The organism is Curvibacter sp. GW821-FHT09D12, from assembly GCF_059416245.1.
Genome location: NZ_JBWKOU010000004.1, coordinates 116,411 through 132,362 on the forward strand (window position 1 = coordinate 116,411; position 15,952 = coordinate 132,362).

Here is a 15,952-nt window from a genome sequence, read left to right on the forward strand (position 1 = left end):
AAGGAGACAAACCATGAAACTGCTCAAACCCGTGGCCCTGGCCACCGCCTTGCTGGCCAGCCTGATGGCCCATGCCGACATCAATGTGGGCGTGACCGTGTCGGCCACCGGCCCGGCCGCTTCGCTGGGCATCCCCGAGAAGAACACCATTGCCCTGCTGCCCAAGACCATGGCGGGTCAGAAGGTCAACTACATCGTGCTTGACGATGCCTCAGACACCACCGCAGCCGTCAGCAACACCAAGAAGCTGATCGCCGAGAGCAAGGTCGACATCGTGATCGGCTCCAGCACCACGCCCAACTCGCTGGCCATGATCGATGCCGTGTCTGAAGCCCAGACCCCGATGATCACCCTGGGGGCCTCGGCCATGCTGATCGAGCCGCAGGACGCCAAGAAGCGCTGGGTCTTCAAGACCCCGCAGAACGACATCATGATGTCGCTGGCGGTGGCTGAGCACATGGCCAACCACGGCATCAAGACCGTGGCCTTCATCGGCTTCTCCGACGCCTACGGCGAAGGTTGGTACAAGGAGTTCGTCAAGGCCGCTGAACTCAAGAAGCTGCAGATCATCAGCAACGAGCGCTTCTCGCGCACCGACACCTCGGTGACCGGCCAGGCCCTGAAGATCATGGCCGCCAAGCCTGATGCGGTGCTGATCGCCGGCTCGGGCACCCCCGCTGCGCTGCCCCAGAAGACGCTCAAGGAGCGTGGCTTCACCGGCAAGTTCTACCAGACCCACGGTGTGGCCAACGCCGACTTCCTGCGCGTGGGGGGCAAGGATGTGGAGGGCACCTTCCTGCCCGCCGGCCCGGTGCTGGTGGCGGACCAACTGCCTGCGGACCACCCGGTGCGCAAATCGGCCCTGGCCTACGTGAGCGCCTATGCCGGCGCCTACGGGCAGGCCAATGTGTCCACCTTTGGCGGCCACGCCTGGGATGCCGGCCTGGTGCTCAATGCCGCCGTGCCCGGCGCGCTCAAGAAGGGCCAGCCCGGCACCCCGGCCTTCCGCACCGCCCTGCGCGATGAACTTGAGAAGGTCAAGGAAGTGGCCGGTGCCCACGGCGTGTTCAGCACCTCGGCGGCCGACCACCTGGGCCTCGACCAGCGCGGTCGCGTGATGGTCAAGATCGAGAACGGCGCCTGGAAATACCAGCCCTGAACCCTGCCCTGAGCGGGCTTGTGTGCCCCCCGGGTGGATGACACCTGGGGCGCCAGCCTGCCTTTTTGTCGCCGACCTCGGGTCGGCCTGAACGGGATTTTCAACATGGATCTTCAGATCGCCCTGATCCTGGGGCAGGACGGCGTCGTCAATGGCGCGGTGTACGGACTGATTGCGCTGGCCCTGGTGCTGGTGTTTTCGGTCACGCGGGTGATCTTCATCCCGCAAGGCGAATTTGTGGCTTTTGGCGCACTGTCGATGGCCATGATGCAGGCGGGCAAGGTGCCGGCCACGTTGTGGCTGCTGATTGCGCTGGCTGTGGCCACCCTGGTGGTCGAGGCATGGCGTCATCAGCGCGGCCAGCCAGTCGAATGGGCTGCCACGGCGGTCTGGACGCTGGCCTTGCCGGCGCTGGCCGCGGCCCTGGTGCTGCTGGTCAAGCCGGAGTCGCTGTTGTTGCAATCGGTGGCCACCCTGGCCCTGATCGTGCCCCTGGGCCCGCTGCTGTACCGCCTGGCCTATCGCCCGCTGGCCCACGCCACCGTGCTGATCCTGTTGATCGTCTCGGTGGCCCTGCACGGGGTGCTGGTCGGCCTGGGTCTGCTGTTCTTTGGTGCTGAGGGGTACCGCACACCGGCCTTCTCGGAGGCCCGCTTCGACCTCGGCGGCATTCCCGTCACCGGCCAGTCGCTGGTGGTGGTGGCCATGGCCGCGGTGCTGGTGGTGGCCATGTTCGTGTTCTTTGAACGCTCGATCATTGGCAAGGCGCTGCGTGCCACCGCCATGAACCGGGTCGGGGCCCGCCTGATGGGCATCCCGACCGAACTGTCGGGTGACCTCAGCTTTGCCCTGGCCGGCTTGATCGGCGCCGTGTCGGGCCTGCTGATTGCGCCCCTGACCACGGTGTATTACGACACCGGCTTCCTGATCGGCCTGAAAGGCTTTGTCGCCGCCATCGTGGGCGGCCTGGGCAGTTACCCGCTGGCCCTGGCCGGCGCCGTGATGGTGGGCCAGCTGGAAGCGTTTTCATCGTTCTGGGCCAGTGCCTTCAAGGAGGTGCTGGTGTTCACCCTGATCATTCCCGTGCTGTGGTGGCGCTCACTCAACAGCCGCCATGTGGAGGACGAAGAATGAGCGCGCGTCAACTCACCCTGGCCTGCATCGCCGCGCTGGCGCTGGCCTGGGGTTTCCTGCCTGAATTCACGCTCACGGTGATGAGCTACATCGGCCTGTATGCGATGGTCGCTGCCGGCCTGGTGATGCTGACCGGCGTGGGTGGCATGACCTCCTTCGGCCAGGCTGCCTTTGTGGGCCTGGGCGCCTACGCCACGGCCTGGGTGTGCACCTCGCCTCTGGCCGCGGCCTGGCTGCCGGCCGGCTTTCCGCCCGCCTTGCTGCCTTTCGTGGGCCTGGTGCTGGGTCTGGTCGCCACTTACGCGGTCGCCCGCTTCCTCGGTGCGGTGACCCTGCGCCTGTCCGGCCACTATTTGCCGCTGGGCACGATCGCCTGGGGCCTGAGCCTGTATTACGTGTTCGGCAACCTCGACGTGCTGGGCGGGTTCACCGGCGTGTCCGGCCTGCCGCCGCTGACGTTGGCAGGCTTCTCGCTGGCCTCGCCGCTGTACCTGGGGCCGCTGATCTGGGCCGTGTTGCTGTTTTGCCTGTGGGCCTTGCACAACCTGCTGGACTCGCGTGAAGGCCGGGCCATCCGGGCGCTCAAGGGCGGCCGGGTGATGGCCGAGTCGATGGGCGTGGACACGGCGCACTACCGCATCAAGCTGTTCGTGTTGGCGGCCCTGCTGGCCGCGATCTCGGGTTGGTTGTATGCCCATCTGCAGCGCTTTGTGAACCCCACGCCTTTCAACATCAACATCGGCATCGAGTACCTCTTCATGGCCGTGGTCGGCGGCGCCGGCCACCTGTGGGGTGCGGTGTTGGGGGCGGCCCTGATCACCCTGCTCAAGGAGCAATTGCAGGACTGGCTGCCCAAGCTGCTGGGTGCCAGCGGCAATTTCGAGGTGATCGTCTTCGGGCTGTTGATGCTGTTTGTGCTGCAGCGCTTTGCCGACGGCCTGTGGCCGCGCCTGCAGGCCGCCTCGGGCCGCTGGCTCAAACCGGAGGCGCGCCGTGCCGTGGCGCCCAGCGCTGCCGTGACGCTGCAACAGCGCGTGCTGCCGCCCGCCGGACAGGTGTTGCTGGACGCCCGCCAGGTGAGCCGCCGCTTTGGGGGCCTGCTGGCCAACAACAACGTCAACATGAACCTGAAGTCGCACGAGGTGCATGCCCTGATCGGTCCCAATGGCGCCGGGAAGAGCACTTTCTTCAACATGATCTCCGGCGTCGACGAGCCCACCTCAGGCGAGGTGCGCTTGATGGAACAGCCCATGCAGGGCCGGCCATCGCGCGACTTTGCGGCGCTGGGCCTGGGCCGAACCTTCCAGCACGTGCGCCTGCTGGGGCAGCGCAGCGTGCTCGAGAACGTGGCCCTGGGCGCGCACCGGCGTGGCCGCAAGGGGTGGATCGCCAGCATGCTGCGCCTGGACCGCGCCGAAGAGGCCGCCATCCTGGCCGAGGCGCGGCGCCAGATCGAGCGCTGCGGCCTGGCCGAATTTGCCGAACGGCCGGCCGCTTCGCTGGCCCTGGGCCAGCAGCGCGTGGTCGAGATCGCCCGCGCCCTGGCCGGTCAACCGGCCGCCCTGTTGCTGGACGAGCCCGCCGCCGGCCTGCGCCACCTTGAGAAGCAGGCCCTGGCCACCTTGCTGGACCAACTGCGCTCCGAAGGCCTGGGCATTCTGGTAGTGGAGCACGACATGGAGTTCGTGATGAACCTGGCCGACCGCATCACCGTGCTGGAGTTCGGTGAAGTGATCGCCGAAGGCACGCCCGCCGAAGTGCAGGCCAACCCCCGCGTGCTCGAGGCCTACCTCGGCGGCGAACTCAATGGAGGTGGCCTGTGAGCAGCGCGACCGTGAAACCCACGCTGCTCGACTTGCAGCAGTTCAGCGTCTCGTATGGCCAGGTCGAGGCCGTGCATCAGGTTCACCTGACGGTGGGCGAGGGCGAGATCGTCACCGTGATCGGCCCCAACGGCGCGGGCAAGACCACGCTGCTGTCGGCGGCCATGGGCCTGCTGCCTTCGCAAGGCGTGCTGACGCTGGCGGGCGAGCGCATCGACCGCCTCAGCGTCGAGTCCATGGTGGCGCGGGGCGTGGCCCTGGTGCCCGAAAAGCGTGAACTGTTCGGTGAGATGTCGGTCGAGGACAACCTCTTGCTGGGCGGCTTCTCGCGCTGGCGCAAGGGCCTGAAAGACCAGAAGCAACGCATGGAAGAGGTGTTCGCCATCTTCCCTCGCCTGAAAGAGCGGCGAGCCCAGTTGTCGGCCACGCTGTCGGGCGGTGAGCGCCAGATGCTGGCCATCGGCCGCGCCCTGATGGCCCGCCCGCGTCTGCTGATGCTCGACGAACCCTCGCTGGGCCTGGCGCCGCTGATCGTGCGTGAGGTGCTGCAGGTGGTGTCTTCGCTGCGCGATCTGGGCGTGTCGGTGTTGTTGGTCGAGCAGAACGCCCGCGCCGCGCTGCAGGTGGCCGACCGCGCCTACGTGCTTGAAATGGGCGCCGTGGCCTTGAGCGGCGCCGCGGCCGACCTGTTGCACGACCGTCGGATCATCGACACCTACCTGGGCCTGGGCGGCAAGCACTGAGCCTGCGCTGAGCTTTTCACTTTTCGGGAGTATCCAATCATGACCTTACAAAGCTTCATCGGCGGCCGCTGGATCGGCCAACAGGCGGCGCAAGCGCTGCACAGCGCCGTCAACGGCGCCACCGTGGCCCACACCCATGCCGAGGCCCTGGACTTTGGCGAGGCCCTGCACTTTGCCCGCGGCACCGGCCTGCCGGCCCTGATGGCGCTTGATTTCCAGGAGCGCGCCGCGCGCCTGAAGGCGCTGGCCAAGTACCTCAACGAGCACAAGGAATCGCTCTACGCCATCTCGGCCCACACCGGCGCCACCCGCGCCGACAGCTGGGTGGACATCGAAGGCGGTACCGGCACCCTGTTTGCCTACGCCTCGATGGGCAGTGGCGAGTTGCCCAGCGGTAACCTGATCCACGAAGGCCCGGCCCTGCCCTTGGGCAAGAAAGGCAGCTTCGCAGGCACCCACATCCTGGTGCCGCGCGGCGGCGTGGCGGTGCACATCAATGCCTTCAACTTTCCCATCTGGGGCTTGCTCGAAAAGTTCGCCCCCAGCTTCCTGGCGGGCATGCCCTGCATCGGCAAGCCGGCCACGGCCACCAGCTACCTGACCGAGGCCGTGGTGCGCCTGATCGACCAGTCGGGCATCCTGCCGGCTGGCTCGCTGCAACTGGTGATCGGCGGCACGGGTGACCTGCTGGACCGCCTGGAAGGGCCGGACTTCGTCACCTTCACCGGCTCGGCCGATACCGCGGCCCGTCTGCGGGTGAACGCCAACCTGGTGCGCCACAGCGTCCCCTTCAATGCCGAAGCCGACTCGCTGAACTGCTGCATCCTGGCACCCGATGTCACGCCCGATGACGAAGAGTTCGATCTGTTCATCAAGGAAGTGGCCCGCGAGATGACCGTCAAGGCCGGGCAGAAATGCACTGCGATCCGCCGGGCCATCGTGCCGCGCCAGCACCTGGATGCGGTGGCCGAGCGCCTGAAGGCCCGCCTGGCCAAGACTGTGGTCGGGGACCCCGCCCTGGAGGCCGTGCGCATGGGCGCCCTGGCCTCCAAGGCCCAGCAGGCCGACGTGGCCGAACGGGTGGCCCTGCTGCGCCAAGGGGCCGAACTGGTCTATGGCGGCGGCACAGCCGACTTCGCCCCGTTGGGCGAAGGCACGGCCCAGGGCGCGTTCTTCCAGCCCACGCTGCTGCTGAGCCGCCAGCCCCTGAGCCACGATGCCGTGCACGATGTCGAGGCCTTCGGCCCGGTCAGCACCCTGATGCCTTACGACGGCCTGGACGAGGCTCTGCAATTGGCCGCCCGGGGCAAGGGCAGCCTGGTGGGCTCGCTGGTCACCAAGGACCCGGCCACGGCCGCCCGCGTGATCCCGGTGGCCGCCGCCCACCATGGCCGCCTGCTGGTGCTGGACCGCGAGGCCGCGGCCGAGAGCACCGGCCATGGCTCGCCCCTGCCCATGCTCAAGCACGGCGGCCCTGGCCGCGCCGGGGGCGGTGAAGAGCTGGGCGGCATCCGCGCCGTCAAGCATTACCTGCAGCGCGCCGCGGTGCAGGGCTCGCCCAGCATGCTGGCCGCAGTCACCGGCGAGTACGTGCGCGGCGCCCGCCGCATCGAGACCGAGGTGCACCCCTTCCGCCGCCATTTCGAAGACTTGCAGATCGGCGAGTCGCTGCTCACGCATCGCCGCACGGTGGGCGAGGCCGACATCGTGGCCTTTGGTGGCCTGTCGGGCGACTACTTCTACATGCACTTCGATGAAATCGCCGCCAAGGACAGCCCCTTCGGCAAGCGCATCGCCCATGGCTACTTTGTGCTGTCGGCCGCGGCCGGCCTGTTTGTCTCGCCGGCCCCCGGCCCGGTGCTGGCCAACTACGGGCTGGACACGCTGCGCTTCGTCAAGCCGGTGGGCATCGGCGACACCATCCGTGCCCGCCTGACCGCCAAGCGCAAGATCGACCGCCAGAAGAAAGACGCCAACGGCGTCGGCCAGGGCGTGGTGGCCTGGGATGTGGAGGTCACCAACCAGCACGACGAGCTGGTGGCCAGCTACGACATCCTGACTCTGGTGGCCAAGCGCGCTTGAGGTGGGGCCGCCGGTCGGCTATTAGCATGGCTGGGTTCCCGCGCCGTCTTGGTGCGGGGCTTGTCACTTTTTCACCCAGGTCGGCCGAACTTCATGCCCAACTTGTCGCCCAGGTTGTGCCCTTGCTGAGGCGGCGCTTGCCTGGGCTGCTGTCCGTTGATGCCTTTGGCAGCCGCATCACAGGGCAGGCCAGGCCGGACAGCGATCTCGACCTGGCCGTTCTGGTGTCGGGTTATGCCGATGTGGCGGGCTTATGGCACCTGGCCAGTGCGGGGGCTGACCAGGTGGGTTGCGATGTCGATCTGCTGGACATGCGTGCCGCCTCCACGGTGTTGCAGTACCAGATCCTGACCCTGGGCCAGCGCCTTTGGGTGGCTGACCCCCTGGTGGGCGTCTGGGAGGCCGCTGTCTTGAGCGACAGGCTTGATCTGGATGTGGCCCGTGCCGGGTATGTCCAGGACATATTGCGTGAGGGGCGTTTGCATGGCCGATGACGTGCTATTGAACAAGGCCTCCACCGTCGAACGCTGTGTGGCGCGGGTTCGGCAGGAGTACGAGAAGGGCCCAGCCACTTTCGGGGCCGATTTCACGCGCCAGGATGCGGCCATCCTCAACCTTCAACGCGCTTGTGAGGCCTATCAAGCGCTGCAGTTGCCGATCACGCTCAACATCATCGAGCACCCTCTGGGCGACTTTCTGGCTTATACAGAGCATCTCCTGAAGCGCGACAGCCCTCACCCACCCCGATAAAGTTTGTAAGACCTGCATGCAGGCTTGCGGGCGCTTGGGGCTCAAGGCGCTTGCTGTTTGGCGGGCCCAGGGCGCCCCCTGGCTTGGCTGGCGCCGCTTGGCGGCCACCGCAGCCCGCTTTGTCGCCTGCTTCGGCGCGAACATCTGATTTCGCTTCGCTCATCTCCTTCGCTGGCGGCGCGTCAGCATCGCATCGGCCAATGACGGCCTGATGCGGAGATCGCCCATGTTGACCCTGCCGAACCCCACTTCCGTCTGGGGCCCCCATCATCATCGGTGGCCGCCGCGCAGCCACGATCTGCTGCAACTGGCGCCTGCCGCCTGTGCCAGACTCGCGCGCAGCGGGCCGGTCTGGCTGGCGGAGGCCTTGCAGGCCGTGCCCTGGGGGCTGGTGCGCCAGGGCCCGCAGCCGGCCGGGGCGGTGCCGATCGAGTTGCAGGGCCTGGGGCCGGCCCAGCGCCATGCCGACTGGGTGGAGGCGCCTCAGGTGCTGGCCTGCCTGCAGCCGGCCGAGTTGCTGCAGCGCTGGTGCGCCGGTGCTGCGCGCCGCGGTGCGGCTTGGCCCGCAGGGCTGCAGGCGGCGGGCCAGCGACTGCATGAGGCCCTGATGGCCTTGGGGCTGCACGACGCCGGTCCGACCGGGTCTTGGGCCCTGGGGCTGGCAAGCGCCGGGGCCGGGGCCTCCGGTGAGGCCCCGGCCGTCTGGCCGCTGGCGCTGGTGATCCGCCCCGCAGCATTGCCCACCCCCGCCAAGGCGGCCGGGTGGCGCTGCGTGTTGGAGCAGGCGGCCGCGCCTTGGATGCTGCAGGTGACCCTGGACAGCCCGGCGGGGGCGTTGGCCTTGGCCGAGCTGTCCAGCCTGGCGGAGGACCTGCGCCAGTTGCAGGGGCCGGTGCGCATCGGGGTGCGGGATGCCCGGGGCGAGCAGCAGCTGTCCTGGGCGGAATTGCAGGCCCGTTGTCGCCCGACGGAGCAAGCGCCGGTCTGAGGCCGCTTGAGAGAATTTGAGGTGCGGATCAAAAATCTTCACGTGCGCCGCCGGGCCGAATCGCTACCATTTCGCATCCCAAGGAGAACGCCTCGTGACCGATCTGTCCAAAATCACCTGCATCGAAGATTTGCGCCGTGTGGCCCAGCGGCGGGTGCCGCGCATGTTCTACGACTACGCCGATTCGGGCGCCTGGACCGAAGGCACCTACCGCTCTAACGAAAGCGATTTCCAGGGCATCAAGCTGCGCCAGCGCGTGGCCGTCAACATGGCTGGGCGCAGCACCCGCAGCACCATGATCGGCCAGGACGTCGCCATGCCCGTGGCCATCGCCCCCACCGGCCTGACCGGCATGCAGCACGCCGACGGCGAGATCCTGGGCGCACGGGCTGCCAAGGCCTTTGGCATCCCGTTCACGCTGTCGACCATGAGCATCTGCTCAATCGAAGACATCGCTCAGCACACCCAGGGACATCCGTTCTGGTTCCAGCTGTATGTGATGAAAGACCGTGACTTCATCGAGCGCCTGATCGATCGTGCCAAGGCCGCCAACTGCTCGGCCCTGCAACTCACGCTGGACCTGCAGATCCTGGGCCAGCGGCACAAGGACATCAAGAACGGCCTGTCGGCACCGCCCAAGCCCACGATCCGCAACCTGATCAACCTGGCCACCAAGCCGCGCTGGTGCCTGGGCATGCTGGGCACGCCGCGCCGCTCGTTCGGCAACATCGTGGGCCATGCCAAGGGGGTGGGTGACCTGTCTTCGCTGTCGTCCTGGACAGCCGAGCAATTTGACCCCTGCCTGAACTGGGGCGATGTGGAGTGGATCAAGAAGCGCTGGGGTGGCAAGCTGATTCTCAAGGGCATCATGGATGCCGAGGATGCGCGACTGGCCGCCAACAGCGGCGCCGATGCGCTGGTGGTGTCCAACCACGGTGGGCGCCAGCTCGACGGCGCGCCTTCGTCGATCAAGGCCCTGCCCGCCATCGCCGAGGCCGTGGGCAAGGACATCGAGGTGTGGATGGATGGCGGCATCCGCAGCGGTCAGGACGTGCTCAAGGCCCGTGCCCTGGGCGCCCGCGGCACCCTGATCGGCCGCAGCTTTCTGTATGGCCTGGGCGCCTATGGCGAGGCCGGCGTGACCCGCGCCCTGCAAATCATCCACAAGGAACTGGATGTGACCATGGCCTTCTGCGGCCACACGCAGATCGACACCGTGGACAAGGGCATTTTGCTGCCGGGGACTTACTGAGTTTGGCCAGGGGGGCTGGGCGCGTCATCCTGGGGTTTGAGGAGGGGCGCCTGCCTGAACAGGCCCTGCAAGCCGGGCCACAACCCTGACCAGGGGGTGTCGGTGGCGCCTGGGGCTTGGCCGTCGAGGGGGCGGAAGCTCAGCCCGGCTTGCGCGGCCAGGGCGATCAGTTCGTGTTGCAGGCTGGGCGCCAGGCCCAGGCCGATCAGGCTGGGGCGCTGCCGCGGGTCCAGCAGGGCGAGGCAACGCAGGGCGTCTTGCATCAAGCAGCGGTCGTGCTCCGCATCGCCCTCGAACAAACACAGCAAGTGGCCGTAGTCAGCCAGCAAGGCCTGCACGATCCCGAGTTTCAAGCCGGATGGCGGCAGGCTGACCACGCGCCGGGGCTGACCCTGCTGTCCGAAATCGACGTAGTGGATCGACAGGGTGGGGGCGGCTCCGCCGTTGAAGCGGCCGTGGCCGACCTTGCGCCGGTGTTTTTTGGCCAGCCAGTGCACCAGGCTGGTGGCGCGCTCGCTTTGCCGGGCGCAGACCATCAGGCGCTGGATGGGCTGCGGTGGCAGGAAAGGGTTGCCACCGGTGCCGGCCAGGGGGGTGGACAGAAGGCGCAGCAGCTGGCTTGGCGCCAGCGCCAGCCGCTCGCGCCGGGCATGGCGGAACTGGTCGATGCGGCGGCCCAGGCTGTCGGGGGTTTCCGGGCTTTCCATGACGGCGCTGGACCAGGGCACCAGCAGCCGACGTTGGGCGGGTTCGCGGTGCAGCAGGCGCATGTGGCGGTGACGGGCATCGCGGGCGATGCGGGTCAGTACCTGGTCGATGGCCGAACCCGGGCCTTCCAGCCAGTGCACGAACCAGCCGCTTTGGTAGAGCAGGGTGGAGGCCACCCCCATGGCCGTGTTGCGTGTGGCGGCCGAGGCACCGATGTGCCGGACCTGGGCCAGGGGGGTGCCTTCGAAGCAGGCACGGCTGGCGTAGACCACCGAGTCAACCGTCTCGGATCGGGTCAGCAGAAAGTTGTCTGGCGTGAGCATGGTGCGCAAGCATCTCAGGTTTGCCGGCTCCTTATCGGGCCTGGCTGCGGCATCTCTGACCGCCTTGGCAGGGTGGCCGTCCTGCGGTTGGTTTGGAGGGATGTCTGGGGCGCTATGCTTGGCTGCCATGAACCAGCCGGCCATCACGCCCCCTCATTTGCGCCGCATCGCGCACCTGGACATGGATGCGTTTTATGCGTCGGTCGAGTTGCTGCGCTATCCGCAGCTCAAGGGGCTCCCGGTGGTGATTGGCGGCGGGCGCCGCCAGGAGGACGCGGTGCTGGCGGCAGGCGCCGCCTTGCCGCTCGAAGCGTTTGCCCGCCTGTCGGGCTACACCGGGCGGGGCGTGATCACCACCGCCACCTACGCGGCGCGCCAGTTCGGGGTTGGCTCGGCCATGGGGCTGATGAAGGCGGCCCGCTTGTGCCCGCAGGCCATCCTGCTGCCAGTGGATTTTGACGAATACCGCAAGTACTCGCGCCAGTTCAAGCAGGTGGTGACGGAGATCGCGCCGGTGATGGAGGACCGCGGGGTGGACGAGGTGTACATCGATTTCACCGAGGTACCCGGTGGCCAGCGCGAGGGCGGGCGGGTGCTGGCCCGTCTGATCCAGAAGCGCATTTTTGACGTGACCGGCCTGACCTGTTCGGTGGGGGTGGCGCCCAACAAGTTGATGGCCAAGATGGCCAGCGAGTTCAACAAGCCCAACGGCATTTCGGTGGTGCAGGAGGCCGATCTGCAAACGGTGATCTGGCCGCTGGCCTGCCGCAAGTTGAACGGCATTGGTCCCAAGGCTGAGGCCCGTCTGGCGGCGCAAGGCATCCACACCTTGGGCGATCTGGCGGCCCGCGACCGCGTCTGGCTGGTGGCCCATTTTGGTCGCAGCTACGGGGCCTGGTTGCACGATGCCGCCTGGGGCCGCGATGAGCGCCCGGTGGTGACCGAGAGCGAGCCCGTGTCGGTGAGCCGTGAAACCACGTTCGAGCGTGATCTGCATGCGGTGCACGACAAGGCGGAATTGGGTGCGGTGTTCACCCACCTGTGCGAGCGCGTGGCGGCCGACCTGCAACGCAAGGGCTATGTGGGGCGCACCATCGGCGTGAAGTTGCGCTACGACGACTTCAAGATCGTGACGCGCGACCAGACCTTGTTGCAGCCGACCTCGGATGCGGCTCTGATCCGACGGGCTGCTGGCCAATGCCTGAAGCGGGTGGATCTGACGCGGCGTTTTCGGCTGCTGGGCGTGCGGGTCGGCAGCTTGCAGCGCCTGGGGCCGGATGGTCAGCCGCTGCCCCCTGAGACAGGGGGGGCTGATGCGGGTGGGCAACGCAGCCTGGACTTGCTCACTGAGCCCTTGTTCTGAGGTGTTCAGTGTTGCGGTGTCGCCCGTTTGCCAGTGGCTGGGCTGGAGCGCACGTTAAATTGAAACGTTTGGTCGCGAGCGGTTTGCGGCCCCCCACACCCCCACAAGACGGAGACCTCATGAAGTGCTTTTCTCTGACCCAGTCCGACCACATCGCCCACCTGGTGCTGAACCAGCCCGAGGCCTTGAACACCATGCACCCCACCTTCTGGCGTGAGCTTGATGAGGTGCTGGACCAGTTGAACCGCGAGGGCCAGGCGCGTGCCTTGGTGATCTCGAGCACGGGCAAGCATTTCAGCGCAGGCATGTCTTTGGACACTTTTGCCGGTGCCATCAGCATGGACGACCAGAGTCCCGAGGGGCGGGCGGCTGTGTTTGACCTGCTGACCGACATGCAGGCCACCTTCACCCGTCTGGAGACCTTGCGCATGCCGGTGATCGTGGCCATCCAGGGCGGCTGCATTGGCGGTGCGGTGGACATGGTGACGGCCTGCTGCATCCGCTATGCCAGCGCCGATGCCTTCTTCTGTGTGCAGGAAATCAACATCGGCATGGTGGCGGACGTGGGCACGCTGCAGCGCCTGCCCAAATTGTTGCCACAGGCCCTGGTCAAGGAGCTGGCCTATACCGGCCGCCGCTTGCCCGCCGATCGGGCCCTGGCGCATGGCTTGGTGAACGAGGTGTTCGACAACGCCGAAGCCACGCTGGCCGCGGCCCTGCAGTGTGCGCGTGAGATCGCGGCCAAGCCCCCCGTGGCCATCTGGGGCACCAAGCAAGCCATCCACTATGCCCGCGACCATTCGGTGGAGGATTCGCTGCGCCAGATGGGCTGGCTGCAGGGCGCCATCTGGAGCAATGCTCATGTGCGCGAGGCCGTGCTGGCCATGAAGCAAAAGCGCGCAGGGGCCTTCCCATCGCTGTCGGCACTGACACCTTTCAAATCTCTGGGTTGACGATTGGGGGTGTTCGACTGACGGACGTTGCATGTTGTTTTTCTTGCCCCGAATCAACCGCTGACGAGTCGTAAGCGCTACAGTCATTTATTACAAAAAAAGAGCCCAGTCGCCAACGATGCGTCGGGCTCAGGGGAGGTTGGCGTTCTGCTGCAGCGTGTGCGGCACAGCCCCGTTGAGGCTGATGAGCGCCAATCCTGTCGGTGCTACTTTTGTAGTTGTTACTGGATGGGGGTTCACATGCGCGTCAATTTGCCGGTCTCGCAGCACGAGTACGTGTTCGATGACGATCAACTGCTGGTGTCCACCACCGACACCCGTGGCGTCATCACCCACTGCAACCCGGCCTTTGTGCAGGTCAGCGGCTTCACTTACGACGAGCTGATCGGGCAGCCCCACAACCTGATCCGCCACCCGGACATGCCCGCGGCGGCCTTCAAGGACATGTGGACCACGATCGGCCGTGGTCGGCCCTGGACAGGCCTGGTGAAGAACCGGCGCCAGAACGGTGACCACTACTGGGTGTTGGCCAATGTGACGCCCGTGATGTCCAACGGCAAGCCCACCGGGTACATGTCGGTGCGCATCAAACCCAGCCGTGAACAGGTGCAGGAGGCCGAGCGCCTTTACGAGCGGCTGCGGCGTGACGAAGAGCAGGGGCGTACCACGGTGATGCTGCGTGGTGGCAAGGTGATCAACCGCGACTGGGGTTCACGCCTGATTCGCCTGACCCGCCTGGACTTGCCCAGCACCCTGGGGCTGTGGTTGTTTCTGATCGCCTGTGGCGTGGTCTTGCCTGATGTGACCGGCGTGTCGAGCGACATGGCACTGGGGATCCGACTGGCCGTGTTGCTGCTCGGGGGGGCTGGGGTGGTGGCCTGGTTCCATGCCCGGGTCAGCCGCAGCCTGGATGAGGCGGTGCGTTTTGCGGGGGATCTGTCGGGTTGCAATCTCTCTACCTCGGTGGCGCTCAATTACCCTGAACCATTGGGGGGGCTGATGCAGCGTCTGCAGCAGATCCAGGTCAACCTCAAGGCCGTGGTGGGCGATGTGCGCTTTGAGGTGGCCGGCTTCACCCAGGCGGCGAGCGAGATTGCCCAGGGGGCCGACGATCTGTCCGGCCGCACCGAAACCCAGGCCAGCAGCCTGGAGGAGACGGCGGCATCGATGGAGGAGATTTCCAGCACCGTGCGTCAGACGGCAGACACCTCGGGCAAGGTGTCGCATGAAAGCGAGCAAAGTCTGGCTCTGGCTGAGCGTGGGGGGGCTGCGATGCGTGAGGCCGCCGAGGCCATCGGCACCATCGAGCGTTCGTCGGCCAAGATGAGCGAGATCATCGCGGTGATCGAGGGCATCGCGTTTCAAACCAACATCCTGGCGCTCAATGCGGCGGTCGAGGCGGCCCGGGCGGGCGAGCAGGGTCGGGGCTTTGCGGTGGTGGCGTCCGAGGTGCGGGCCCTGGCCCAGCGCAGTGCCACGGCCGCCAAGGAGATCCGGGAGCTGATCGGCAACTCGGCCCAGCAGGTGGGAGACGGGGCCCGTCAGGTGCAGGGCGTGGGCCACACCATCGACGAGGTGGTGGCGTCGGTGTCGCGGGTCAGCACCCTGGTGGCGCAGATCAGTGCGGCGGCCCGCGAGCAGTCGACCGGTCTGTCCCAGATCAACGAGGCCGTGACCCAACTCGATGTGACCACGCAGCAGAATGCCGCCTTGGTAGAAGAGTCTGCCGCGGCGGCCCAGACCCTGAGCCAGAGCGCGCGCTCTTTGCAGCGTTCGGTCAGCGTGTTCCGGCTCCATTGAGCCGGGCGCTGCCCACCGCCTACCTCACTGGCGGGCCGTGCGGGTGTTGGCAGGCAGCGCCTGGGGGTGGCTGGTGCGGAAGGGGTTGATGTCCAGGCCCCCGCGCCGTGTGTAGCGCGCATACACCGACAGCTTGATCGGTTGGCAGCGGCGCCAGAGGTCCATGAAGATGCGCTCCACGCATTGTTCATGGAACTCGTTGTGGTTGCGGAAGCTCACCAGGTAGGCCAACAGCCCAGCCTGGTCGATCTGGGCGCCGCTGTAGCGGATCTGCACGCTGCCCCAGTCGGGCTGGCCGGTGACCAGGCAATTGCTTTTGAGCAGGTGGCTGGTCAGGGTCTCGGTGACGGGGGCTTCGCCCACCTGGGCGCTCAGCAGCTCCGGGGCCGGTGTGTAGTGCTGGCATTCGATGTCCAGTCGGTCCAGGTTCAGGCCGTCGAGTTCGTGCACCGGTTCACGGTCAAAGGCCTCTGGGGCGAGCAATTTCACGCCCACGCTGCCAGGGCGGGGGGCCCCTCGCCAGGCGGCCTCACTGAGGTCGGCCCGAAGCCGGGCCTGCACCTCGGCGGCGTCAGCGAAACGGGTGTTGTTGAAGCTGTTGAGGTACAGCTTGAACGACTTGCTCTCGATGATGTTGGGGCTTTCGCAGGGCACGGTGACATGGGCGATCGCCACCTGTGGCTTGCCGCGCAGGTTGAGCCAGGACAGCTCGAAGGCCGTCCACAGGTCGGCCCCGAAGAACGGTGGGTGGCCGCTGATGCCGATCTCTTCGCGCTTGCCGAGGCGTGGGATCGGGAACAGCAGACCGGGTTGGTATTGGTCGACGTAGGCCGAGGCCTTGCCGAGCTGGGATTGTTCGGGGGTGTTGTTCATG

Annotated in this window: 14 protein-coding genes; 12 read left to right on the forward strand and 2 right to left on the reverse strand. The window is 66.9% G+C overall.

What is annotated here, in order from left to right:
- Positions 1-13: 13 nt before the first annotated feature.
- The 9 genes from AC07PT_RS07710 to AC07PT_RS07750 all read left to right on the forward strand — a co-directional run bounded on the left by AC07PT_RS07710 (position 14) and on the right by AC07PT_RS07750 (position 9,931).
- Positions 14-1,159 (forward strand): ABC transporter substrate-binding protein, encoded by a 1,146-nt coding sequence (locus tag AC07PT_RS07710; protein ID WP_492346771.1) that lies wholly within the window; start codon positions 14-16, stop codon positions 1,157-1,159.
- A gap of 105 nt (positions 1,160-1,264) precedes the next feature.
- Entirely contained in the window at positions 1,265-2,293 is a 1,029-nt protein-coding gene (locus tag AC07PT_RS07715) for a branched-chain amino acid ABC transporter permease (protein ID WP_492346772.1), read from the forward strand.
- Positions 2,290-4,116, forward strand: a complete 1,827-nt coding sequence (locus AC07PT_RS07720) for a branched-chain amino acid ABC transporter ATP-binding protein/permease (RefSeq protein WP_494656347.1) — start codon at positions 2,290-2,292, stop codon at positions 4,114-4,116. The genes AC07PT_RS07715 and AC07PT_RS07720 overlap by 4 nt, the downstream gene beginning before the upstream one ends.
- A gap of 11 nt (positions 4,117-4,127) precedes the next feature.
- Entirely contained in the window at positions 4,128-4,859 is a 732-nt protein-coding gene (locus AC07PT_RS07725) for an ABC transporter ATP-binding protein (RefSeq protein ID WP_494656521.1), read from the forward strand.
- 39 nt (positions 4,860-4,898) lie between these two features.
- Positions 4,899-6,941, forward strand: coding sequence for a phenylacetic acid degradation bifunctional protein PaaZ (gene paaZ / locus AC07PT_RS07730; RefSeq protein WP_492346774.1), 2,043 nt, complete (start codon positions 4,899-4,901; stop codon positions 6,939-6,941).
- Positions 6,942-7,078: 137 nt separating this feature from the next.
- Positions 7,079-7,435 carry a type VII toxin-antitoxin system MntA family adenylyltransferase antitoxin gene (mntA, locus tag AC07PT_RS07735; RefSeq protein WP_494656348.1) on the forward strand — a complete coding sequence of 119 codons (357 nt, stop codon included), beginning with the start codon at positions 7,079-7,081 and terminating at the stop codon, positions 7,433-7,435.
- Positions 7,425-7,691, forward strand: a complete 267-nt coding sequence (locus AC07PT_RS07740) for a hypothetical protein (protein ID WP_494656349.1) — start codon at positions 7,425-7,427, stop codon at positions 7,689-7,691. The genes mntA and AC07PT_RS07740 overlap by 11 nt, the downstream gene beginning before the upstream one ends.
- 226 nt (positions 7,692-7,917) lie before the next feature.
- Positions 7,918-8,679 (forward strand): hypothetical protein, encoded by a 762-nt coding sequence (locus AC07PT_RS07745; protein WP_492346777.1) that lies wholly within the window; start codon positions 7,918-7,920, stop codon positions 8,677-8,679.
- A gap of 94 nt (positions 8,680-8,773) precedes the next feature.
- Positions 8,774-9,931, forward strand: coding sequence for an alpha-hydroxy acid oxidase (locus tag AC07PT_RS07750; protein WP_492346778.1), 1,158 nt, complete (start codon positions 8,774-8,776; stop codon positions 9,929-9,931).
- Here AC07PT_RS07750 and AC07PT_RS07755 read toward each other — a convergent pair.
- On the reverse strand, positions 9,925-10,962 hold the full coding sequence (locus tag AC07PT_RS07755) for a BLUF domain-containing protein (protein ID WP_494656350.1): 1,038 nt from the start codon (positions 10,960-10,962) through the stop codon (positions 9,925-9,927). The genes AC07PT_RS07750 and AC07PT_RS07755 overlap by 7 nt on opposite strands.
- A gap of 127 nt (positions 10,963-11,089) precedes the next feature.
- Here AC07PT_RS07755 and dinB point away from each other — a divergent pair, with 127 nt between their 5' ends.
- From dinB to AC07PT_RS07770, 3 genes are all read left to right on the forward strand, one after another.
- Complete coding sequence (dinB, locus tag AC07PT_RS07760; RefSeq protein ID WP_494656351.1) at positions 11,090-12,325, forward strand: DNA polymerase IV; 1,236 nt, start codon at positions 11,090-11,092, stop codon at positions 12,323-12,325.
- A 119-nt stretch (positions 12,326-12,444) separates the two neighbouring features.
- Positions 12,445-13,278 (forward strand): enoyl-CoA hydratase-related protein, encoded by an 834-nt coding sequence (locus AC07PT_RS07765; RefSeq protein WP_492346781.1) that lies wholly within the window; start codon positions 12,445-12,447, stop codon positions 13,276-13,278.
- 240 nt (positions 13,279-13,518) lie between these two features.
- Positions 13,519-15,078: a methyl-accepting chemotaxis protein gene (locus AC07PT_RS07770; RefSeq protein WP_494656352.1), complete on the forward strand. Its 1,560-nt coding sequence runs from the start codon at positions 13,519-13,521 to the stop codon at positions 15,076-15,078.
- A 24-nt stretch (positions 15,079-15,102) separates the two neighbouring features.
- Here the strand turns inward: AC07PT_RS07770 and queF are convergent, their stop codons facing one another.
- Positions 15,103-15,951: an NADPH-dependent 7-cyano-7-deazaguanine reductase QueF gene (gene queF / locus AC07PT_RS07775; RefSeq protein WP_494656353.1), complete on the reverse strand. Its 849-nt coding sequence runs from the start codon at positions 15,949-15,951 to the stop codon at positions 15,103-15,105.
- Position 15,952: the final 1 nt, after the last annotated feature.